Annotated in this window: 21 protein-coding genes; 7 read left to right on the top strand and 14 right to left on the bottom strand. The window is 40.3% G+C overall.

Going from position 1 to position 22,341, the window contains the following annotated elements; all coding sequences use genetic code 11:
- Positions 1-8: 8 nt before the first annotated feature.
- On the bottom strand, positions 9-1,109 hold the full coding sequence (locus ACIQXH_RS12515) for an SDR family oxidoreductase (protein ID WP_402867927.1): 1,101 nt from the start codon (positions 1,107-1,109) through the stop codon (positions 9-11).
- Positions 1,110-1,396: 287 nt separating this feature from the next.
- On the opposite strand from ACIQXH_RS12515, the gene ACIQXH_RS12510 reads away from it, so the two are divergent.
- Entirely contained in the window at positions 1,397-2,593 is a 1,197-nt protein-coding gene (locus ACIQXH_RS12510) for an FtsW/RodA/SpoVE family cell cycle protein (RefSeq protein WP_402867926.1), read from the top strand.
- A gap of 136 nt (positions 2,594-2,729) precedes the next feature.
- On the top strand, positions 2,730-3,047 hold the full coding sequence (locus ACIQXH_RS12505; protein WP_402867925.1) for a hypothetical protein: 318 nt from the start codon (positions 2,730-2,732) through the stop codon (positions 3,045-3,047).
- A gap of 46 nt (positions 3,048-3,093) precedes the next feature.
- Here ACIQXH_RS12505 and nhaC read toward each other — a convergent pair whose 3' ends face one another.
- The 8 genes from nhaC to ACIQXH_RS12465 form a co-directional block, all read right to left on the bottom strand.
- On the bottom strand, positions 3,094-4,488 hold the full coding sequence (nhaC, locus tag ACIQXH_RS12500) for a Na+/H+ antiporter NhaC (RefSeq protein WP_402988015.1): 1,395 nt from the start codon (positions 4,486-4,488) through the stop codon (positions 3,094-3,096).
- 344 nt (positions 4,489-4,832) lie between these two features.
- Positions 4,833-6,407 (bottom strand): peptide chain release factor 3, encoded by a 1,575-nt coding sequence (locus tag ACIQXH_RS12495; protein ID WP_402867924.1) that lies wholly within the window; start codon positions 6,405-6,407, stop codon positions 4,833-4,835.
- A gap of 313 nt (positions 6,408-6,720) precedes the next feature.
- Positions 6,721-6,843, bottom strand: a complete 123-nt coding sequence (locus ACIQXH_RS12490; RefSeq protein WP_402867923.1) for a hypothetical protein — start codon at positions 6,841-6,843, stop codon at positions 6,721-6,723.
- A gap of 69 nt (positions 6,844-6,912) precedes the next feature.
- Complete coding sequence (locus ACIQXH_RS12485; RefSeq protein WP_402867922.1) at positions 6,913-7,347, bottom strand: hypothetical protein; 435 nt, start codon at positions 7,345-7,347, stop codon at positions 6,913-6,915.
- 109 nt (positions 7,348-7,456) lie between these two features.
- The gene (locus ACIQXH_RS12480) at positions 7,457-7,993 is read right to left on the bottom strand and encodes an RNA polymerase sigma factor (protein ID WP_402867921.1); all 537 of its coding nucleotides are present in this window, start codon (positions 7,991-7,993) and stop codon (positions 7,457-7,459) included.
- Positions 7,994-8,012: 19 nt separating this feature from the next.
- Positions 8,013-9,971 (bottom strand): DUF6449 domain-containing protein, encoded by a 1,959-nt coding sequence (locus tag ACIQXH_RS12475; RefSeq protein WP_402867920.1) that lies wholly within the window; start codon positions 9,969-9,971, stop codon positions 8,013-8,015.
- Complete coding sequence (locus ACIQXH_RS12470; protein WP_403123738.1) at positions 9,946-10,845, bottom strand: ABC transporter ATP-binding protein; 900 nt, start codon at positions 10,843-10,845, stop codon at positions 9,946-9,948. The genes ACIQXH_RS12475 and ACIQXH_RS12470 overlap by 26 nt, the downstream gene beginning before the upstream one ends.
- Positions 10,842-11,225 carry a GntR family transcriptional regulator gene (locus ACIQXH_RS12465; protein WP_403123736.1) on the bottom strand — a complete coding sequence of 128 codons (384 nt, stop codon included), beginning with the start codon at positions 11,223-11,225 and terminating at the stop codon, positions 10,842-10,844. The genes ACIQXH_RS12470 and ACIQXH_RS12465 overlap by 4 nt, the downstream gene beginning before the upstream one ends.
- A gap of 185 nt (positions 11,226-11,410) precedes the next feature.
- Here ACIQXH_RS12465 and ACIQXH_RS12460 point away from each other — a divergent pair, with 185 nt between their 5' ends.
- The 4 genes from ACIQXH_RS12460 (at position 11,411) to yidC (ending at position 14,760) form a co-directional block, all read left to right on the top strand.
- Positions 11,411-11,827: an organic hydroperoxide resistance protein gene (locus ACIQXH_RS12460; protein WP_402867917.1), complete on the top strand. Its 417-nt coding sequence runs from the start codon at positions 11,411-11,413 to the stop codon at positions 11,825-11,827.
- Between the two features lie 190 nt (positions 11,828-12,017).
- Positions 12,018-12,833, top strand: coding sequence for a glycerophosphodiester phosphodiesterase (locus tag ACIQXH_RS12455; RefSeq protein ID WP_403123734.1), 816 nt, complete (start codon positions 12,018-12,020; stop codon positions 12,831-12,833).
- Between the two features lie 825 nt (positions 12,834-13,658).
- Complete coding sequence (locus ACIQXH_RS12450) at positions 13,659-13,946, top strand: hypothetical protein (protein WP_402867914.1); 288 nt, start codon at positions 13,659-13,661, stop codon at positions 13,944-13,946.
- Positions 13,947-13,974: 28 nt separating this feature from the next.
- A complete protein-coding gene (gene yidC / locus ACIQXH_RS12445) occupies positions 13,975-14,760 on the top strand; it encodes a membrane protein insertase YidC (RefSeq protein WP_402867913.1) in 786 nt (261 codons plus the stop codon).
- A gap of 130 nt (positions 14,761-14,890) precedes the next feature.
- Here yidC and cphA read toward each other — a convergent pair whose 3' ends face one another.
- Together cphA and ACIQXH_RS12435 are read right to left on the bottom strand one after the other, a co-directional pair.
- On the bottom strand, positions 14,891-17,524 hold the full coding sequence (gene cphA / locus ACIQXH_RS12440) for a cyanophycin synthetase (protein ID WP_403123732.1): 2,634 nt from the start codon (positions 17,522-17,524) through the stop codon (positions 14,891-14,893).
- Positions 17,521-18,333, bottom strand: a complete 813-nt coding sequence (locus tag ACIQXH_RS12435) for a cyanophycinase (protein ID WP_403123730.1) — start codon at positions 18,331-18,333, stop codon at positions 17,521-17,523. The genes cphA and ACIQXH_RS12435 overlap by 4 nt, the downstream gene beginning before the upstream one ends.
- 187 nt (positions 18,334-18,520) lie before the next feature.
- Here ACIQXH_RS12435 and ACIQXH_RS12430 point away from each other — a divergent pair, with 187 nt between their 5' ends.
- Positions 18,521-18,943 (top strand): pyridoxamine 5'-phosphate oxidase family protein, encoded by a 423-nt coding sequence (locus ACIQXH_RS12430; protein ID WP_403123726.1) that lies wholly within the window; start codon positions 18,521-18,523, stop codon positions 18,941-18,943.
- Positions 18,944-19,083: 140 nt separating this feature from the next.
- Here the strand turns inward: ACIQXH_RS12430 and ACIQXH_RS12425 are convergent, their stop codons facing one another.
- The 3 genes from ACIQXH_RS12425 to opp4A all read right to left on the bottom strand — a co-directional run bounded on the left by ACIQXH_RS12425 (position 19,084) and on the right by opp4A (position 22,338).
- The gene (locus ACIQXH_RS12425) at positions 19,084-20,130 is read right to left on the bottom strand and encodes a M42 family metallopeptidase (protein WP_403123724.1); all 1,047 of its coding nucleotides are present in this window, start codon (positions 20,128-20,130) and stop codon (positions 19,084-19,086) included.
- Between the two features lie 152 nt (positions 20,131-20,282).
- Complete coding sequence (locus ACIQXH_RS12420; RefSeq protein ID WP_402987617.1) at positions 20,283-20,474, bottom strand: hypothetical protein; 192 nt, start codon at positions 20,472-20,474, stop codon at positions 20,283-20,285.
- Positions 20,475-20,571: 97 nt separating this feature from the next.
- The gene (opp4A, locus tag ACIQXH_RS12415; protein WP_402867907.1) at positions 20,572-22,338 is read right to left on the bottom strand and encodes an oligopeptide ABC transporter substrate-binding protein; all 1,767 of its coding nucleotides are present in this window, start codon (positions 22,336-22,338) and stop codon (positions 20,572-20,574) included.
- Between the last annotated feature and the right edge of the window lie 3 nt (positions 22,339-22,341).

The following is a 22,341-nucleotide window of genomic DNA, read 5'->3' as shown; positions in this document are numbered from 1 at the left end:
CCCTTGCTTCACCTTATTTTTATCTGGTATCTTTTTTCGTTTTTGTTTCTTAAATAAAATTCGACCATGGCCGGTACGCCATCCTTGAAATTCGGGCAAGCAATTCCAGATCCCGCTAAATCAGCCTGTGCTTTTGTACAATCGAATCGTCCCTGCCATGTGAAGTAATCCAATGCTTCTTTTTCTACACCTAAATATGTCCGTACAGGACGGATCGATAAAAAGGCCTGGCTTACCGCCATTGGCATATGACCCTTTGGTTTCTTCTTATATAATTCACCAACAAAAAGTTCATAAATCTCAGTGGCTTTACAAGGACTCGGATCGGTTAGATGATACGTCTTACCTACACCTTCTTTATATAATGCCAGATAAGCGGTTGCCTGTATAATATAATCAACTGGCACAAGATTGACAACGGTCTCCCTTTCCGACGAGATATATGGGTACATAGGCAGGAAACTTAGACGATCTAGGAAGTTGAGGATAAAATATGGCCCGTCAAATTTGATGGTTTCCCCTGTCTTGGAGTGTCCCTTCACGATCCCTGGACGGATGATTGTTGTGGGTACTTCGCTTTTTAATTGCTCGACCAGTAATTCTGCATCATACTTCGTCCGCTCGTAATGGTTCTTGAAGCTTTTCGGCAGTACAAGTTCATGTTCAAACAGGTCACCTTCCCGATTACCGGCAACGTAAGCGGTACTAAAATAGGTATAACGCACAAGGTTGGGGATCCCTTTGACCCATTCATTCACATGCTTCGTACCAACGACATTGACTAGCTGAGCAATTTTTTCCGGGACAGCCAAATCATATATCGCAGCTAGATGAAAAACATGCGTGATTTCTTGTTGAAGACTTTGACTCTCCGGAACAGCGATATTGAGGTTCTCTTTCGTGATATCTCCTATCACTAATTGGAATAGCACCTTTGCCCCGTCCAGTTCACTTTCTATTGTCTTGATTTCCGCTTCCGCTTTTCCCATTTGCTCAGGTAGTACAAGTAGATAGACTTTATCTACTGCCTCGTCCTGTTTTATAAGCTCCCTAATCAACTGATTGCTAATGAACCCTGGAAAACCAGTAAAAAAGTATATATGTCCCATCCTATCCCTCCCTTTAATTATCTTAATTGTAAGTTATTTGACAAATTATTACTATTATTCAAGGGACGAAAAGAAAAATATTGTTTTTTTAAAAGGAGTATCCAACCAGATTATCGAAAATAGAGAATAGTAGTATTCATGTGCATTAAATAAACCGGGTGTTTATATTCGATTCTTTAAGGTTAAATTCTAGTAAATGATTAAAATCATTATCTATCTAACCGATTTTCCGTTACTATATAAGAAGGCGAATTTTTCGCGCATACATATTCGAGGTGAGCGCACAAGTGAAAAGAATTATTAAAGCATATGATTTCCCAATTTTCATCGCAGTCACATTACTTTGTCTGTTTGGTTTAGTCATGATTTATAGTTCGAGCATGATTACTGCAGTTGCTCGATACGGCTTGTCCATGGATTTCTTCTTTGAAAAACAAAAAACGGCCTTTATCATCTCATTCATTGCCATGATCGTGACGATGATTCTTCCTTATAAGATGTACAAGCACAAAACGTTTTTAATGAGTATGATGTTTGGAATGGCTGGTATCCTTTTACTTCTATTCATCTTCGGCCATACGGCGGGTAATGCTACGAGCTGGTTTAAGATAGGAACAAAATCCATTCAGCCCGCGGAGTTTTCCAAGCTAGCCATGATTATTTATCTGGCCGCCATTTACGGTAAAAGACAGGATCGAATCAACAGCATCGATAAAGCCGTCATTCCACCGATCGGGTTTCTCGTTGGTATTTGCTTTTTAATTGCCATTCAACCTGACTATGGAACGGCTGCCGTCATATTTCTCATTGCAGTTACCATGGTCCTTTCGTCTGGCATGTCTTTTAAAAGTATCTTTAAGCTATCTATACTTACGATGCTATTAATCGGCCTTGTAGCTCTAGGCGTACTAGTGACAGGGAATTTTTCGAGTATTTTCACCGAGAATAAGGTATCCCGTTTTACCGGATTCGCTGATCCTTTCGGTACAGCCGGAGAAGACGGATATCAACTCGTGAACTCTTTATTTGCAATCGGTTCTGGCGGTCTTACGGGAGTCGGCCTTGGAGACAGCGTACAGAAGTATGGCTATCTTCCCGAATCCCATACCGATTTCATCATGGCCATCATTGCGGAAGAGCTAGGAATATTCGGTGTGGCTTTCGTCCTGTTGACACTCGGTTTCATCGTCTTAAGGGGCTTCATCCTTTCTGCAAAATGCAAAGACCCATTTGGCAGCCTTCTCTTGATTGGTATATCTTCCATGATAGGCATACAAGTGGGCATTAATGTTGGAGGCGTGACGGGGCTCATTCCCATTACAGGGATTACCCTTCCATTCATCAGTTATGGTGGTTCATCCTTACTCCTACTGATGCTTTCAATGGGTATCTACCAAAATGTCGTGATGAGAATGAACTTGCTTGAACAAAAAGAAAAAGTCATTACGACGGTTCCAACGGAAGATATTATCTCTTCCAAGTGAATTGGATAAAACCAATTTAACAAAAAAAGGGCTGCCCCAAACATCATCAAAGGTGACATTTGGGGCAGCCTTTCCTATTTCAAGAACTTCAAAGGGTAGCTACTGCTTACTATACTTTAGAAAAGGAGAGGTACTGATGAAAATTAAACTGTTCATTTTTTTAACGTCTTCCAAGGAACATAAGGAAAAAAATAGATCCGAAGTTGTAATGAAAACATTTGAATCATCCTTTCGTCCCTTTCTAGGAGATATCATCGAGGACCCTGGATTTGATGCTAAGTATCATAATGGGTACGAGGTCGTAAAAGTCACTGTTAATTATGAGAAAGATGAATGCTATGTATCTATGAAACCCGTGGCCATAGATTTAGAGGAATTGCCTATCGAAGATTATATAGATAAGCTTTTGGCGAACGGATGGAGTATTGTTTCAAAAGAAGAGTCTGTAATGTAAAAAAGCGGTGAAGAAAAACCTTTCGTTTTCTTCACCGCTTTTTTTCTTACTTATTATAATGAATGCCGATTTTTGTGAATCCACTGATCAAACTAAGTAATGGACAGAGTAAACAGAAAAAAGCAAATGGTGCATACTCCAAGGTCGGAACATCCAGTACCTTTGTCAGAAAGACACCACAGACTCCCCAAGGTACAAGTGGATTCACTACCGTTCCTGAATCTTCAAGCACACGTGCCAGTGTCTTAGGATGCAACCCCAGATCATCATACTTTTGTTGGAAAGCCTTCCCCGGCAACAACACCGATAAATATTGCTCCCCAACAAGGAAGTTGGTACTGATTCCTGTAAAAACAGTTGCGGCAATTAACTTCGAAACACTCGTCAGCGAATCCTGAATGCTACTAAGAATAGATGGGATAATGCCCAATTCAAATAAAAGTCCACCCATGGCCAATGCCAATAGAACGAGAGAAATCGAGAACATCATGCTTTCAATGCCACCCCGGGATAAAATGGAATCCAGCTGTTCCATCCCACTATCAAGAACGAAACCGCTAAATAGAATATCAGCTAGCTTCGGAACAGTAAGACCCGGTGTTTGTAAAAAGGCAATGATTGCTGCGGAAACGATTCCTGCAGATAAAGTCGGGATGGCTGATATCTTTTTCAAAGCCATACCTAAAACGATGATAAATGGAAGCAAGCTCCATATACTGATATTCGTTTCCATCTTCAACGTACGGCTCATCACTTCTATTTCCTCTATCCGGGCTATATTGATATCAGGGGAAAGGAAGAAAAAGATAACCAGCGTGATAATAAATCCCGGAAGTGTCGTCCAAAGCATATTTTTAATATGTTCAAACAAAGATACGCCCACTGTTTCCGATGCCAAGTTCGTTGTATCGGAAAGTGGTGACATTTTATCCCCAAGAAAGGCCCCCGAGATAATGGCACCCGCCGTGATGGCCAGCGATAAATCCATGGCCGCCGCCATTCCGATGAAAGCGACACCTATCGTAGCCGAGGTGGTGAGTGAACTCCCGATGCACAATCCGAGAAGCGATGTCACCAGAAATGTCACTGCATAAAAGGATTCACCAGAAATCCAGTCAAATCCATAATACATGATGGTCGGAATTGTTCCGCTCGCCATCCAGATTGAAATTAACATTCCAATAAAGAAGAAAATATAGATGGCTCCCATACCGGAGACCGCCCCTTTGACGATAGCTGACTCCATGATTGAAAATGGAAGCTTTTTCACTTTCCCATAAACAAATAAAAAAAGGATAGCTACTATAATTGGAATATGAGGATCCAAGCCATAATGTATAATTCCAGTTGCTATAATCAATAATAGAATGGCCAAAACACCGAGTGCTTCGGGCAATGAGAGCTTAAGCTTCGCATCTTCAAGACGCATGATATTTTTCACCGCTTTCAAGTTAAATATTCTCGAGGTAAGAATCGCTCGCACTCACTTTCACTTAGACGCTTTTAAGCACTAAAGCATAGGTATAAATATATATAAGTTTTTCAATATTGTCAAAGGAATTTTATTCTATACGGTGCTCATAGTATCACCAAATTACACGAATACCTTCTACGATTCTATTCATATGCATTATCCTTAAGTCTTCCCCTTTATTACAGTTACGTGATGATCCTTAGATGTCCTTTTCGAATTTATTCTCTAAGCTGAAGACATAACTATAGGAAAAACTAATCACTATTGATTTCTATGAGAAAAGCCCGTGTTTATGATCCACGGGCTCAACCTTATTTCAAATCCATTGGGTTATATAAAGTCACATCCGGATTCTTATCCTGGAACCAACGTAATGCAAACTCATTTTCAAACAAAAATGCATATTTATCATAACGGTCTTTGACCAGTATGCTTCTAGAACTGTGCAGATTTTCATCGAGTTTTTCATCTTCTGCCCAACGGGTGATTTTGCTACCCATACGCTCCATCATTACCTCAACATTGTATTCGTTTCTCATTCTGTGTTCGAATACTTCAAATTGAAGTTGACCAACGGCACCTAGAAGATATTCTTCCATACGGACCGTTTTGAAGAGCTGAATCGCTCCTTCTTGGACCAGTTGATTAATACCTTTATGAAAATGTTTCTGCTTCATAACATTTTTAGCCGTTACCCGCATGAAAAGCTCAGGGGTAAACTGAGGTAAACGTTCAAACTGATACATATCTTTACTTGTCGTAATCGTATCACCAATTTGATAGTTCCCAGTGTCATACAGACCAATGATATCTCCGCTCACGGCTTCATTCACGGTGTTCCGGTCATCCGCCATGAATTGGGTAGAAGACGAAAGATTGATTGGTTTGCCCGTTCTGCTCAAGTTTACATTCATTCCACGCTCGAATTTTCCTGAACAAATGCGGAGGAAAGCAATCCGGTCACGGTGTTTCGGATTCATGTTCGCTTGAATCTTGAAAATGAATCCGGAAAATTCTTCACTGACAGGATTCACTTCACCTGAAGTGGTCATACGAGCTTGTGGCTCAGGTGCAAACTGGAGATAAGCATCTAAAAATGTTTGGACACCGAACGCCGTTAACGCACTACCGAAAAATACTGGACTTAGTTGACCATTAGCAATTCTCTCTTCCGAGAACTGGTTTCCGGCTTCCGTCAACAGCATAATTTCTTCTAATGTTTGCTCATATAACGGTGATTCCTTCAATATATGATCTCCATCAAGTTCACCTTCGTCATTCAAAGTAAGGTAACGTTCCGGTCCTTCCGTCTTAAATTGTTCGATGCGGTTATTGAATCGATCGTATATACCTACGAAATCTTTTCCCATCCCGATCGGCCAGTTCATTGGATACGTTTCAATACCAAGCACTTCCTCAAGTTCAGCAAGCAATTCAAGTGGCATTTTCCCTTGACGGTCCATTTTATTAATGAAGGTAAAAATCGGAATGCCTCTCATCCGACATACTTTGAATAATTTAACCGTTTGATCTTCAATCCCTTTTGCCGAATCGATAATCATTACGGCACTATCTACAGCCATCAGTGTGCGGTATGTGTCTTCACTGAAATCTTGGTGACCTGGTGTATCCAGGATATTCACACGGAAATCGTCATAATCAAATTGCATGACCGAAGATGTAACGGAGATTCCCCGCTGCTTTTCAATCTCCATCCAGTCACTCGTTGCATACTTTCCTGTTTTTCTAGCCTTAACTGTTCCGGCATCACGAATCGCGCCACCAAACAGTAGTAGTTTCTCTGTTAATGTAGTTTTCCCGGCATCCGGGTGGGAAATTATTGCAAAAGTCCGTCTTGAATGGACCTCATCTTTTAAAGTAGGCATAATATGTTCCTTTCATTATTGGAATTGTCACATAGCATGTATAGAGAACCTAATCGTTTTTTTCACATTGGAATGTCAACCTTTCCTAGTATGCAAAAGTCTTGAACATACACAATATATGTACGAAAAATATATCATAAGGCTTATACCTTCGCTACTCCGGTATCCATTTCAATCAACCTTACTATTTTAACACGATATGAACGAAAGATGTAGAGGTGAATGAATCCAAGAAATGAAAGGAGTAATAAAAAACAAAAGACGCTGTATCAGCGTCTTCTCCCCTGGTGCTTATAATGTGATGTTGAGTCTGCTAGTTACTTATCCTACCAGCCTTCATGGCTTTTTGATTACGCTTTTTTTTCCAACGTTTCTTGACTTCTTTAAAGATTAAAGGAGCGGCAAAAATGACTGCTCGTTTTAGGAGTTTTTTCATGATTCATCATCCTTTCTTTCCTTTTCTATACCCAAAATATCGTTTAGGAAAACTTTAGATCGCCCCACATCATTCTTTTAATGTCAGCTTAAGTAAATCGATTCTCACCTTTGCTTCCTTCATCATTGATTTCAGTTTTGCTTCATTTGCCTCTTCTTTTTGAAGCTCAGCCTCTATCATTTTCAGCTCATTTTCTACCGCCGCATACTCCTCATTCGCTATCCCTACTTTATCATGCAATTGTTTCCAACGTTTCATGACTGCCTGATTTTCATTCTGCCATTTCGAACGATTTTGGCTCGTGAACGCCACATCCATTTTGTTTGACAAACTCTCCATTTCTTCAAGAGGATACGTGGCTCCCTCTACTGATGCGTGGGTCGCCTGCTTCGAAGTGATGCCCTCATCCGCAGTTGAAGAATGAGTAGAACCTTCTTCATCTTTACAACCCGCCATGAAAACCGCCATGATGACTAGTAGATAATAAACTTGACTGATTTTCATCTCATCTCCCCCCTTTTACATATTTTTTCCTTAAAGTAAGAATAACTTACGTAAACCGTTCAATAAAAATATAAATGGAAGTAGCAATTGGGCATCATCCCGTTGATTTTTATGCAATTTCCTTGTTTTGCAACTCATTTCTTAATTGTTTTCTTGCCCTATACAGATTGATTTTAACCGTCGCCTGCTTAATGTTGAGCACCATGGCGATTTCACGTTCTTTTAACCCGCCATTCACCTTAAGCAATAGTATTTCCCGCTGTTTATGGGATAATTTAAATAAGACGTGGATGATGTCTTCTTTTAATGTCCATAAATCCATGGCATCTTCTACCTCATTTTGACTACAGGGCTGACTTTCCAACCAATCCATCATTTCCTGCTGAATCAAATGGCTTCCCCGTTTTTGCTTACGCGAAAAATCAATGGCCGTCCTCGTGGCGATGCAGGCTAACCATGCCCCCATTTTTCTGTCATCCTTGATCGTATCACGTTTAGTATAGGCTTTTATATAGGTTTCCTGAGTAATATCTTCGGCGAGATATGGACATTTGATGATGGATAAAGCAATGTAATAGATTCGCTTATAAAATGAATGATAAACCCTGGTGAAACCTTCAGCTTCATTACAATGTCCTTTCTTCAAATTCATCCTCCCTTTCTATTCATTCAAAGTGGTTTAAAATAAAATCGGGAACATGGTCACCAGAAAAAGTCCTTATCTCAAAATCTCGGCTATCCTTATAATAAAAAACAGCTGTATACTTTCCTTCCCCATAATCCAATTGACTGTTTTCGATGGCCATCTCTATTTCATCAGGCTGATCAATCTTCAACAGAATCGACTGCTTTTCCACTATTTGTTCAATTTCTTCTTCGGACGTACTATATAAATTAAAATCGGTCTTCGTTACAAGAATATGAGAGATATCATTTGCCGTTAATCTTGCCTCTTCAGCTTGTCCCGTTTGTTCCATCCAATTTGTGAAGGCAGGATAAGAAGAGTTCCAATTCATATAGATGGTCTTGTTATTTTCGAGAAGAACTTCAATGTATGCATATTCTCCCCAGGTCTTCGTCATTTGGGCGAGTGTCTGGTTATTCAGGTCTTCCGATAACGCCTGAACCGCTTCCGCAAGCTGCTGTTTATCAGTAATGATTACGGACTTATCCATTTCTCCGGTGGCATTGATTTTCATTTTGGAAACTTCTTCAACCGGTACATGCAACAGCTCATTCACTGTTTGTTTATATTCGCTAGATTCATAGATTTTGGCTAAAAGCGGCATATACGACTCATAATTTTGCAAATGGTACTCCCTCGCTAAATGTCTTCCATTTTCAAGTTCGTATATAAGAAACACGGAGTTTTCAGGATTAGGATCTGCGACGCTCTCCATCTTACCCTTTTCAAGAATCTGCTGATGTAACAAACGTACAGCTGAGATATTTTCTTTTTCTTTTAGATAGATTGAACTCCCTGAATCCTCATCTTCATAATATATAGGTGAATGGTTCCCTATATATATTTGGTTGATCATCTTTTTATCAGGCACCTTTGACTCATACGAAAGCGGATCTAACTTTAGAAGGATGGAAAGAGCGATGACACTCACCATAAAGGTGATGTACCCTTTAAAAGAAAACCGGACCCGCCAAGTCTTTTGCAAGACGAGATCGCCTAAATAATAGCCAATTATGGATCCAATCACATAGCCGAACACGACCCATTCGATTTTCCCGGTTGTTTGACTAAAATAAAAGCCGGAAAAAAGCATCATGCTTATCGTTAAACCATATTTAAATACCGGTTTAATCAAGGGGAACACAAAGGCTTGCGATACATGCTCCAGCTTTCTCCGTTTATAGAGAACCAATGAAAGCCATAGAAATAGGCAGGAGACCAGTGCATAGATTAGTAGCTGAAAGGAGAAAACATTCATTTTTTCCATTTCAGTTGCCGCCAATATAGGGGACATGCTATTCATGTTGGCACTTAAGTAGTATTCGGCAAAAAAACCAACCATCAAAAACTTCACATTCGCCGCTAGTAAGATAAATAGCCCAGCTGGCAACCCAAGCGTTATATAGGTAAGTAAGCCCTGTAGAGCCGATAATCCCGTCACCATTCCAATTAAGACAGCTACAGAGAAAATCACTGTCTCCATGACAAAAGTAATGCCCATCCACGACCAAATATCTGTCAGGCTATACAATTTTTCAACATCTAAGGCTGAGTGGAATAAATACAAGATGAGGCCTGTAAGCAAAATGGGGACAATGATAAAGGAAATCCCCATCCCTATCATATGAACGTATATACTTCTCCTAGTGATCGGTAAACTATGTATAAAATCCGAAGCCTGTTTTACTTGTAAAAATCGAAATAGGAAAATGGCGAGCAATACCGGAATGCTTATGACTAGGACGAATTGAATCATCCCCTGACTGGAAAATAAATTTACAAAGTTCATATATTCACTATTATTATTGAGAATAATCGTTAATATTTCCAAAGGCAGTGCAAAAATGAGGCCGATAAAATAAAGAAACCCAATCCATCCGGTACTTCTAAAAATATAAAATACCAGTTCTTTATTAAACGAGACTATTTTGAATGGCATAGCCGATGTCCCCCATTTCATATATGAAGATTTCTTCCAAAGTGAGGGGCAGGATATCGAATATATCAGGTTGAAACTGGCTGAAATGAGTCTTGATATCAGATTCTTTTCCTTTTAAGATGCAGACGATGACGCTGCCCCTCCTTTCCTTATTCAGGATTTGCATGCCACGGTAAATGCCATATGGAATTTTATTTTTAAAGGCTATTTGAACTTTATGTACATCCGCTTTCAAATCATCCAAATCCTTCTGGATGATGAGCTCCCCTTGATGCAATATCCCCACATGATCTGCTAAATCTTCAATTTCCCGAAGGTTATGGGATGAAATCAAGATCGTCATTTCTCGTTCGGATACATCCTGAATCAGCAACTGTTTCACATTTTTGCGCATGACCGGATCAAGCCCATCAAAGGGTTCATCGAGTATTAAAACTTCTGGCATCGTTGAAAGGGCCAGCCAAAAAGCAACCTGCCTCTGCATTCCCTTAGACAGCTTGTGAATTTTATATTGAAAGGGAAGCGCAAAAACTTCCTGCAATTGATAAAAACGTTCTTGATTCCATTCACTATAAACATGACTATAAAAACCTGCCATTTGCATGATGGAATAGTTAGCCAAGAAGTAAGGCATATCAGGAAGGAAGAAACATCGATTTTTCACTACCCGGTTTTCAAATACTGGGGATTCATCGATAAGAACCTCACCGCTATCCTGGATCAAATTTCCAGATAGCATTTTCAAAAGGGTCGTCTTTCCTGCCCCGTTCGATCCCAACAATCCAAAAATAGATCCTCTTTGTATATCCAAACTAACGTCTTTGATCGCTACTTTTCCTTCATATAACTTACTAACACGCTTGATTTCTATCATGTTTCCCCCCCCTTTGCTATCGAACTTATATCCTTGACCAACCTATAAATTTCTTTTTTTTCGATACCAATATACAGGGCTTCCGCTAACACCCTAGTAAGCTCCGACCTTATCTTCTCTTCCTTTAATGAATTCTTCAATTCCCCGGGGGGTAAAACGAAATTACCTTTTCCTGGTACCGTATATATAAACCCTTCCGCTTCAAGCTGCCTATAAGCTTTTTGAATCGTATTAGGGTTAATGGTCAGTTCCTGAGCCAATATTCTAACGGAAGGCAGCTGGTCATGTTCTTTTAGTACGTCACTGATTATAAGCTCTTTGAATTTTTCCATTAATTGTTCATAAATGGGTCTTCTACTTTGTACGTCCAACTCAAACATCATCAGCCCCCTCACTGTAATAAGTGTACTACTTGGCTTAATACAGTTATTATAAAACAACTTATTCCAATTTCATACAATTTTTAAATAAATTATAAATAGATGACCAACTCTCTTTCTTTTGTTTAACAAGTCCAATTAATGGGAACCTATATAATATAACTAAATCAAAAGGAGTTGTTTTTTTGAAACCATTATATACAACTGCAGTTACCGTACACGGTGGACGTGAAGGCCATGTAAAATCGGAGGACGGCATCCTCGATTTTGATGTAAGGTCACCGAAAGAATTAGGTGGTTCTGGTGAAAAGGCAACAAACCCGGAACAGTTATTTGCCGCAGGGTATGCCGCTTGTTTTGGCAGTGCCTTGAACCTTGTACTTAGTAAGGAAAAAAAGAAAGTGGATACATCCGTGACTGCGAATGTCACAATCGGTAAAGATGAGACAGATGGCGGTTTCAAATTGGCCGTTAGATTAGATGTTTCCATCCCAGACCTGAGCAAAGAAGAAGCTGAAGGATTTGTAAAGAAAGCACACGCAACTTGCCCTTACTCCAAGGCAACCCGCGGGAATATAGACGTTACACCAATCATCGTATAATGAAAAAGGAATGGATGCAGCTTCTAAAGCTGCATCCATTCTTTCTTTTATTGCCTGTTATATACAAGACGCCAAGCTCCTTCAATCCTCCTTATCTCTCTCATATAGACGTTTTGACAACGTTCTTTTATTTCTTTTAAATGAGGGTAGATATCTAATAACCCATAAATATAATCAAGGAGTGTGCAAATTGAAAGAGTTATTCCTTATAGTCTTTATCATCTTATTCATCCTGCTCATTTTTTCCTTTAACAGAAGGAAAAGGGTGGTTCCCATTCTCTCAAATCAACATACACCACTAAAGATTGGACATCGCGGGGCATCGGGATATTGTCCTGAGAATACAATGGCATCCTATTATAAAGCAATAGAGATGGGCGTGGATGTTCTGGAAGTAGATATCCATCTTAGTAAAGATGGGGAACTTATGGTGCATCATGATCCAACTCTCGAGAGGACGACTAACGGTAAGGGAAATATCAGGGACTATACAGCCGCAGAGTTACTAGAATTGGATGCCGGGAGCTGGTTTCACCCTGATTTTAAAAACGAGAAGATTCCCTTGCTTAGCGAGGTTTTGGAAACTTTTTCGTCTTATGAGATTGGACTATTAATAGAAATTAAACACCCCTCCCTTTACCCCGGTATCGAGAGAAAACTGGCAGAAGAACTCTTGAAAAGTCCGCTTAATTCAAACGTTGAAAATAAAATCATGGTTCATTCTTTTGATATGAACTCCATGAAAACTTTTCACGAACTCTTACCCAAAATTCCAGTCGGCGTACTAATCAATCGGCGAATTTCGGATCAAAAACTAAAAGAGATTTCAGAATTTGCAACTTTTGCGAATCCAAAGCAAACGTTGTTAAACCCGAATCTTAAAACACGAATTCAGAGTCACGAAATGAAAGTATTTACTTGGACAGTCAACAATAAAAAACAGATGCAGTCTCTAAAGAAAATGAACTTGGATGGAATCATTTCGGATTTTCCCGACTTTTTTTGAAAGAGAGATAACATTGGATCCCCCAAAAAAACAATCCGCTTCTGCGGATTGTTTATTCAATAGCATTGAAAAGATTGAATTTCATCTTCATCGGTACCATAATAGGCCCATCGTTTTTGATTGGGTCTCCAGCGGTAACCTGCTACGGTATTCCGACCAACATACGTAGGATAAAGCCAAAATGAGCGGCCATTCCTTAACCAAATATACGTATTTTTATATAAACACCCTCTCATTGCCCCAGCTTCAATTCCGAAAAAACCTACATTTGGAAATTGGGGGATGAATGACGGCGGAGGTACAGTAGGTGGTCCTCCTCCTTGAGGGGGCCTTGGTGGCGGACCACCTTGAGGCGGCTTAGGCGGTGGTGGACCGCCTTGAGGTGGTCGTGGTGGTGGTCCACCTTGAGGCGGTCGTGGTGGTGGCGGCTGCCGCTCTCCAAAATTCAGATAGTCAGATTGATTGGGCTCCACTGGAAAACCATTATCCACATATGTGTTAAATGGATTAAGATAGAACTGACTATCAAAATAATTGATGTGCGAATTTAATGGATCGTATAGATTCATCCTTTTTTCACCTCGTTATAAACTTCCCTCTATTCATATGTAGGCTGCAGACCATCCGTGACATGGCTGACTGATATAATTAAAATGGTTTTCATTCAGCGTACCCATGAAAAACTAAAATATCCCTCTATTTTCTTTTTAAAAAACATATGATTTTTTCGCATTCTATAACTTGAATCTGGTATAGTGTTCTTACAGATATTAGAATGCGTTTTATACAGCAACTATCCTTATCTAAGAAAAAGAAGGGATTACTATGTGGGAGTTATTATTAGAATTTGATTATCAAACCATCCGCCATGCACTATGGGCAGGGTACTTATTGACCTTCGTCTTCCCTTTTGCGGCGTTTTACTTTATTAATAAAAATCAGACACTCTTAAATGATAAATATCAAGCTTCACTTCACTCAAGCCCTGGTAAATCTCTTGTTTATACAGGTAGCGTTTTTCATCCACTAGGAATACGACGCTTTATCACTTATATTCGCCAAAAGGACTCTCCAGATGATTCTGAAGAGCCAAGCCTCCTTCTCATTGTTTAACCATTAACAATTTGAGGAGGAATATATTTTGAAGAAGAAAAATGTACTATTAATTGGAACACTCTTTCTAATGATCGGCCTTTTATCAGGATGTTCAGCAGCTACTAGCGGACCCTTTCATACTGTAGTAGTCAATCCGATGAACACATTGCTTGAATTTAATGCGGATTTTTTTAACGGGAATTATGGGATAGGCATCATCATGATGACTGTCATCATTCGTCTCATTCTGTTACCATTGAATATCAAGCAATATAAAACACAACGCAACATGAAGACGAAAATGAATGGACTCAAGCCAGAAATGACTGCCATTCAGCAGAAGATTAAAGAAACGAAAGATCCGGCCAAACAGAAGGAACTTCAGCAGGAAATGATGAAACTCTATCAAAAACATGGTGTCAATCCTTTAAATATGGGTTGCCTGCCCCTTTTGATCCAGATGCCGATTCTAATGGGTGTGTATTATGCGATTCAAGGATCTCATGAAATTGCTACCCATAACTTCCTTTGGTTCAGCCTTGGGGAGCCTAACATCGCCATGGCACTCATTGCCGGAGTCATTTACTATTTCCAATCTGTGATTTCCATGAGGCAAATGCCGGAAGATCAACAGAAACAAATGAAGATAATGAGTTTGGTCTCACCTGCCATGATCTTGTTCATTTCATTCTCCGCCCCTGCTGCTTTGCCACTATATTGGTCAGTAGGCGGATTATTCATGATTGTACAGACCATTGTACTTCAACGTGTTTATAACAACGAAAAGACAAATGTGCCTGCCGTCAATGAAACCAACGCAAAAAAAAGCTAACCCTATTACTATACCCTGTAGTTCAGACTTTTTAGGAGTCTGAACTACAGGTTTTTTTATAGGATAAAGGGTAAAAGGCCAAAGAAGATGACCTTTATGTAAGGATCATCTTCCTAAAGCCGCTATTTACCTATTTTCCATTCATTTTCTTAAGCAATGCATTTTTTGTAATGGTTTCGAAAAACCGCTCTACATAATTAAAATCGGTGTAAAAAAACAATAGAAGGTCCCCAGGTTGGGATAATTCCCAAGCTTTTAAAAACGCATCCATTTCATTTGGAACAATGACTGCCTGTTCACCGGTCAAACCTCTTTTAAACGCTGCTTCCTGAATCAGTTCAGCTACTTCTAAAGGGTTTCTGCCTCGCAAATCATCGTCCTCTTTAATAATGAACAAATCCGTCTGTACAGCCACGATATTTGCCAGGCTAATGATTTCTTCATTTATTCGATCGCCTGGTCCCGCCAAAACAGTAATGAGTCGATTTCTATGATACGCACTAACGGTATCGAAAATGGCTTTTAGTCCTGCTGCATTATGAGCATAGTCAATGAGAATGGTCCTTTCATTGACCTTTTTCAAGTTAAATCTTCCTTTGGATAGATTTCCATCTGGCATGAATGTCATAGCCTTCTTTCGTAATTCATCGATAGAAATGCCTTGTGTCGAGGCTGCCGCTAAAGCTTGGAGCAAATTGGATACGTTATGGCGGGCCTTACCCTTAATCGTGATGGGTACTTCCTCACATTCCATGAAACGTTTTACTCCTCCGTTTTCCGCATAATTGATTATTCCTTGTTCATCCACAAACCAAGCCCTTTTTCTTTCTTTAATCGCTGCCATTATGACGGGATGATTGGCTTGAGTAGAGGTATAAATCACTTCCCCGTCTGTATATTCGTTCATGGCCACTACATGAGGGTCATCCGCGTTCAACACACAATATCCATTTTCGAGAACAACCTCCGCTACCAGTCGCTTTAATTTAACTAGGTCCTCCAGCGTTTCAATTCCATCACGACCAAGATGATCCTCACTCACATTGGTAATAACCCCTACGTCGCACCTACGAAAAGCAAGCCCTTCCCTTAAAATCCCACCTCTTGCTGTCTCCAATACGGCTGTATCTACTTCTGGATGGGATAAGACCATTCTTGCACTTATTGGCCCACTGCAATCCCCTTGATCGAGAACCTCTTGTCCCACATATACCCCGTCGGAATTCGTCATTCCGACTTTATTCCGATCATTAGAAAGAAAATAATGTATCATTCTGGTCGTTGTGGTTTTTCCGTTTGTCCCCGTTACTGCGATAATCGGGATGGCCGCCTCTTCTCGGCTAGGAAATAGATAATCGACAATTGCCTTGCCCACATCTCTTTTTTTGCCTTCACTTGGATAATGATGCATCCGAATCCCCGGTGCTGCATTCACTTCTATGATGGCCATTTTTGTGTAATCGAATGGTTTCGAAATGTCTTGGCAAATAAAGTCTATGCCCGCTACATCCAGATTAATCGCATTTGCAGCACCTATAGCCACTTTCCTTATAGTCGGGTGAACCTGTTCCGTTACATCGATTGCCTTCCCTCCGGTTGAAAGGTTTGCATTTCCGACCACTTGGATTACCTCACCTTTTTTCGGAATGCTCCCCAGGTTCCTGTTCTGTTTTTCCAAATAACACGTTACCGTATGTGTAAGGGGGATTTTAGACATCGGTTTTTCATGGCCCTCTCCCCTCAACGGATTCTGGTTTTCCTTCTCTATCAAGTTGCGTATAGTCTCCCTCCCATTCCCGATGACGTAGGGCGGTAGCCGGAGACTAGCGGCAGCAAGCTTTCCATCTACGACTAATAAGCGATAATCATGTCCTTCAAAATGGCGTTCCACAATGTACTTCTGTATGTGGGATTCCAAGCAATGAGCGACATTAAATAATTCATTTTTATTTTTAATATGGGTAATGACCCCTTGGCCCTGCCGCCCGTTAAAAGGTTTAAGGACGAGTGGAAAACCAAGTCTATCCGCTGAATCAAATATTTCCTCAATCGAATGCGCGACTTCGCCTTCCGGTACGGGAAGGCCACAGCCTTTCAGAATTTCCTTCGTCATCGATTTATCACAGGCATTCTCTACGGCTATATTGGAAGTCTGGCTTGTAATCGTCGCCTGGACAAACTTCTGCCTAGAACCAGTCCCTATCCGGACCAAGCTATTTTCCCCAATTCGCTCCACAGGGATATTCCTCGCATGTGCCGCCTGGTAAATGGCCTCTGTACTAGGTCCCAATTTATGTTGGTAATATAAATTGGCTATTTGCTCCACATAGGATTGAACATTGATATTCTTTTCACGTTTTAAAATGGCTTCCACGATTTCTTTGCTGGAGAGGAATGCCTGAAATCCCGACTTAGGCTCCTTATAATCGTAGGTAACGGAATAAACCCCAGGATCTTTCATCATAATCGTTTTCCCACGAACAACGTCTATACCTGCCATATTTTGCAGTTCAATCGCCATATGCTCCATTACATGTCCCATCCATGTACCACGGTTCAACCTCTCAGCAAAACCACCCTCATATCCATGAGAACATGTATGCTTGCCCAGGTCGGGGAGCACCTCCAACAGCCTTTCATTAAAGCCAGGAATCGAATCAGATGGCCTTTCCTCCAGTTCCTCCAAGTCCAATTCAATGCAAATGGTTGGTTTATATGCGAAAAAGTTAGGTCCTTTTAAATAGCGGACTCGATTGATTTTCATGATTGAATCCTCTTCTCCAGCGACAATTTTCTTGTCTTCAAGTCAAATTGATACCCTCTAGTTAAAGCATGTAGACGAAAACCTGAAAGTGTCAGTTCTTCGCTTCCGTTTTCAGCAATCGTAATATTGATATAGTCACTACTACTTCCATCAAGCACCAGAACTTGATTTATTCCATACACTTCAAATTTCCCATCGCTTACTACTATCGCTGTATTTTCATCTATACCAATACCCATGATTTCTTCATTTTCGGCTATCGCACTTAACAACCGATCGAACCGGCCGCGTTGTGAAAAATGCTGGTCAATCAGGAGTCCATCCAAAAATCCGAATCCCTTCCCTATTTCCACCTTCAATTTTTCATCATCCAGTTTCATATCGGCGGCAACAATCATTCGCTTCCCCATAATCGAGGCACCTGCGCTTGTCCCGGCCACAACCATTCCGTCATGCCAGGACTTCGAAAGAGTCTGATGCAATCGGGAATCACGGATCAGCTCGGACAATCGGCTTTGATTCCCCCCTGTTATGAATACAGCCGAAAAAGAGGCCAATTGTTCACAAATGGCCGGATCCTCTGCATCTCTTTTCGAATTCACCTCGAGAACTTCCACTCGATTTACACCAAGCTCTTTAAAGATGCGGATGTATTCTTTACTAACCTCATCGGGAATTTCGCTAGCAGTCGGTAGGATCCCGATTCCACCTGATTTTCTCGTTGCAAGCTCCACGAATTTATTCAAAACTTCACCTTCTAGGCATTTATCTTCCGCCCCGCCGATGATCAGTAATTCTCCACAATTCATTTGCTTGTACTCACCTTCACCTATAGATTTAAAAACAAGAATTTGCTTTTTCCATAAACACGTAATCAATAGTATGGTACTTTAGCATAAATTCCATTCATCCAAATAATAAAAACTGTGCAAATCCGTTTAAGTTATAGGCATAAGAGGAAGAGTAATAAAGAGAAAAATAAAAGGAGTGGTGAAGATGAGTCAAGATCAATTAAAAGAAAAAATATTGAATGTGATCAAGGAAAGCAAAATCGGAGTCCTATCAACAGTAGAAAATAACAAGCCCTATTCGCGCTACATGACATTCTTCAACGAGGAATTAACCTTTTATACACCAACAAGCGTAAAGACTGAAAAAATAGATGAAATAGAAAAGAACCCACATGTTCATGTCTTGTTTGGCTATGACAATGAAGGCCTTGGCGATTCATACATTGAAATTTCAGGAACATCGAAAATCAATGATACCGCCGAATTGAAGAAAAAATTATGGAATAAATCCTTTGAACAATGGTTTGAAGGGCCAGAAGATCCAAACTACGTATTATTACAGATCAAACCCGATTCTATTCGACTTATGAATAATAACGGTGAGCCACCAGAAGAAATAAACCTTTAAGTAACCAATTGACCGATAAACATCGTAATTTGACCGATATATTGATAAATGGACCGATATATCTTCAAGTTTGACTGATAAACTAATGGAATCGACCGATAAATATAAAAACCCTCGCATAAGCGAGGGTTTTTATGTGATCAGACAAGCTCAGATTGTAAATAGTGTGCAACTAGGTTCGCTGTATGCTTCAAAGATGAGAGATGCGTTCTCTCAAATGCATGCGATGCATCAATCCCTGGTCCGATCAAGCCATGAACCACATCGAATCCTGCACGGATTGCTGCTGAAGCATCAGAACCATAGTACGGGTAAATATCGACGCGATAATCGATGTCATTCGCCTTGGCAAGTGAAACCAGATGCTGGCGTAACTTATAATGGTACGGACCGGAAGAATCTTTAGCACAAATGGAAACACTATATTCATCCGTCGTTTGCCCTTCCCCGATTGCGCCCATATCGACAGCTAAGTATTCAACCGTCTTATCAGGAATATTGGAATTACCGCCATATCCGATTTCTTCATTATTTGAAATCAGGAAATGCGTCGTATATGCCAATTCGATTTTCCCCGCTTGAATCTGCTCAATAATATGAAGCAAAATGCCAACACTTGCTTTGTCATCCAAATGTCTAGACTTCAAGAAACCAGTCTTCGTTTCCTCGATCCTTGGTGCGAAAGAAACAAAGTCACCAACGGATATGCCCACGGCCTCTGTTTCCTCTTTTGATTTGACGACTGCATCGATACGAACCTCGATTGTCTCTTCATCACGCTTAGCGTCCCCAGCATTTTTATACACATGTACGGATGTTTGGTTAATCAATATCGTGCCTGTGACAATATCTCCACTTGCGGTATGGATTTCACAGTATTCTCCTTCAACGGAATTCCACCGAAACCCGCCAATCATCGTCAACTTCAGCCGGCCATTTGGCTTAATTTCCTTAACCATGGCTCCCAATGTATCCACATGGGCCGTCAGCAAACGATGATAGCTATCATCTTTACCTTTTAAAGTGGCAAGCAATGCCCCCTTGTTCGTGATTTGGTAGGGTACTTGCTTGCTTTCCATGAAGGCTGCCGTATACTTAATGGCCTGTTCCGTATAACCGGATGGACTGGGAATGGATACTAACTCTTTTATGTACGAAACGATTTCTTTTTCATTAACTTGATTCATCAATGACACTCCCTTCTTCTTATATAAAAGTATATCTCTTTCAGTGATCAAAGAACATATTAAAAGCCATATAAAAAAAGACCGTCATATGACGGTCCCATACAACCGAAATTCCTTAATCCAGGTAACGTCATTAAACTTGCGAACCATGATTACTTTAATTGTCTTTGTTTATTGGACATTTCCTTCATGAATTCCAAGAAGGCAATTCTCTTTTCATCAGGATAGGCTACGATGTCTGCAATGATTTCCTCTTCAAGTGGCTTTAATAGACGACCGACCGATTCCGTAAACAATATTTCAAGTTCCCGCTTTGTTTCATTTGGGTTTCTCACTTCCATCACTATCACCCTTCCAATTACTTACTATTCATATATAACCTTAATTCACCATCTTAAAACCAAAGAATCGGCTGCCAATGGAGGCAGCCGACTTTCTACATTATTTTTTAGCTGATTCTTCTGTCACACCTACATCAAACCATTGATATTGGCGACCTGCAGTATAATCATAACCAGTCACACGTTCATTGACCCCGGTCATTGTATATCGGAATAGAGTTGGGATAAGAGGCACTTCATCATGGATCAATTGTTGCCACTCGTTATAGACATCGACACGGTATTGATCGTCGAACGCTTCCTCCGAAATTCCTTTTGCCAATAGTTCATCATTCTTATCATTCACCCAGCGAGTATAATTGAATTGTGCTTGTCTTGACCAGATTCCAGATGGATCTGGATCGGAAGCCACACCCCAAGCTGCTTGGAAAATATCTACCTTATCGCTATCTTTTTTCAACAAATCATAAAATGAATTGAACTCATGAAGACGTCCATCTAACATTTGTACATCCAGCCCGACTTCCTGCCATTGCTGGATATAATATTTCGTAAGCGGTTCGGCAATATCTCCACCACTCATGGATGCAAAATTAATTTTGAACTCCTTGCCATCCGGATCTTCGCGAAGGCCATCGTCATTCGTATCTTTATATCCTGCTTCATCCAATAATTTTTTCGCTTTTTCTGGATCATATTCATATGGCTTTATATCTTTATTGTTATATTTAAAGGTTGGCGTAATAACCGAGTTGGCAGGGAAACGAAGTCCTTTATACATCTTCTCGCCGACCTGTTCGTTGTTGATGGAATAGGCCATCGCCTGGCGAAGTCGTTTATCTTGGAATTTCGGGTTATCCATCACGTTTTCGCCTTTTTTCTTATCATAGTGCCCTAAATTAAAACCGATGTACGTATAAGCCAAATCGACTTTCCCTAAAATCTCGATGTTTTCCAACTTATCGGCTTGATCATAATAATCCGCTGAAACTTCTGCTACATCAACATCCCCGTTTTCCAATGATTTTACAACAACGGATGGGTTGATGACTTTCAATGTGACGCTGTCCAACTTAGGAGCTCCGCGATAGTAATCTTTATTCGCTTCGAATTCGACCGCTTCACCTTGAACGATTTTCTTCACTTTGAATGGTCCGAAACCTATTGGGTTTTTACGGATTTTATCGGAAGACTCCAAATCACCAATCGCAACATCTTTTAAGTATTCCTTGTGAAGCGGATATGTCCATAGTCCTGTCTTAACCGAAGGATTCGCTTTCTTAAAGGTGAAGCTGATTTTCTTTCCGTCTACCTTGATTCCGGAAATACTATCTGCCTTACCTTCATGATACTCTTCCATCCCTTCAATCAATGCCATTTGTTCATCATAACGGACTCCCTTGTACTCTTTGCTTCCCATTACGAGATAAGCATATTCCAAGTCGGCCCCCGTTACAGGTTTACCGTCATGCCAATTGACATTGTCTTTGATGGTAAGTGAGACCGTTTTATTATCTTCTGATATTTCATAGGTAGCTGCGCCTTCATTTGTAAATACCCAATCTTCATCGGTATCCAATAAATCTTCATCAAAGAACGTAATAACTTGATTATCCGGATCACCTTGGTAGAAGACTTTATTTAAGATTCCTTCAAATGGCGTATCAGATACCAAACCGTAAGTAAGGTGACCGCCTTCGATTGGTTTCCCTTTATTTGATGTAACCGCCGGGAATTTCGATGCATCCACTTGTTCAACAGCTTTTCCCTTTTTCTCCTTAGTCGACGTATCATCTGAACATGCAGCAAGAAGTAGCGACGATATGGCCAATGCACTTAATACTTTGCTATAATTTTTAATTTTCATGAC

Origin of the sequence: Peribacillus sp. NPDC097225, assembly GCF_044761955.1 — a bacterium.
Classification (GTDB): Bacteria; Bacillota; Bacilli; order Bacillales; family DSM-1321; genus Peribacillus.
This window is presented reverse-complemented; position numbering and strand designations above follow the sequence as displayed.

Bases quoted from the DNA above. Each gene is read 5' to 3' on its own strand.
- ACIQXH_RS12470 (WP_403123738.1), bottom strand. From the start codon at position 10,845: ATGATAGAAATCAAGCGTGTTAGTAAGTTATATGAAGGAAAAGTAGCG.
- cphA (WP_403123732.1), bottom strand. From the start codon at position 17,524: ATGAAAATCAATCGAGTCCGCTATTTAAAAGGACCTAACTTTTTCGCA.
- ACIQXH_RS12475 (WP_402867920.1), bottom strand. From the start codon at position 9,971: ATGCCATTCAAAATAGTCTCGTTTAATAAAGAACTGGTATTTTATATT.
- ACIQXH_RS12425 (WP_403123724.1), bottom strand. From the start codon at position 20,130: ATGAATCAAGTTAATGAAAAAGAAATCGTTTCGTACATAAAAGAGTTA.
- ACIQXH_RS12485 (WP_402867922.1), bottom strand. From the start codon at position 7,347: ATGAAAATCAGTCAAGTTTATTATCTACTAGTCATCATGGCGGTTTTC.
- opp4A (WP_402867907.1), bottom strand. From the start codon at position 22,338: ATGAAAATTAAAAATTATAGCAAAGTATTAAGTGCATTGGCCATATCG.
- ACIQXH_RS12435 (WP_403123730.1), bottom strand. From the start codon at position 18,333: ATGAATTGTGGAGAATTACTGATCATCGGCGGGGCGGAAGATAAATGC.
- ACIQXH_RS12430 (WP_403123726.1), top strand. From the start codon at position 18,521: ATGAGTCAAGATCAATTAAAAGAAAAAATATTGAATGTGATCAAGGAA.
- ACIQXH_RS12505 (WP_402867925.1), top strand. From the start codon at position 2,730: ATGAAAATTAAACTGTTCATTTTTTTAACGTCTTCCAAGGAACATAAG.
- ACIQXH_RS12515 (WP_402867927.1), bottom strand. From the start codon at position 1,109: ATGGGACATATATACTTTTTTACTGGTTTTCCAGGGTTCATTAGCAAT.
- ACIQXH_RS12495 (WP_402867924.1), bottom strand. From the start codon at position 6,407: ATGCCTACTTTAAAAGATGAGGTCCATTCAAGACGGACTTTTGCAATA.
- ACIQXH_RS12490 (WP_402867923.1), bottom strand. From the start codon at position 6,843: ATGAAAAAACTCCTAAAACGAGCAGTCATTTTTGCCGCTCCTTTAATC.
- ACIQXH_RS12465 (WP_403123736.1), bottom strand. From the start codon at position 11,225: ATGTTTGAGTTGGACGTACAAAGTAGAAGACCCATTTATGAACAATTA.
- ACIQXH_RS12450 (WP_402867914.1), top strand. From the start codon at position 13,659: ATGTGGGAGTTATTATTAGAATTTGATTATCAAACCATCCGCCATGCA.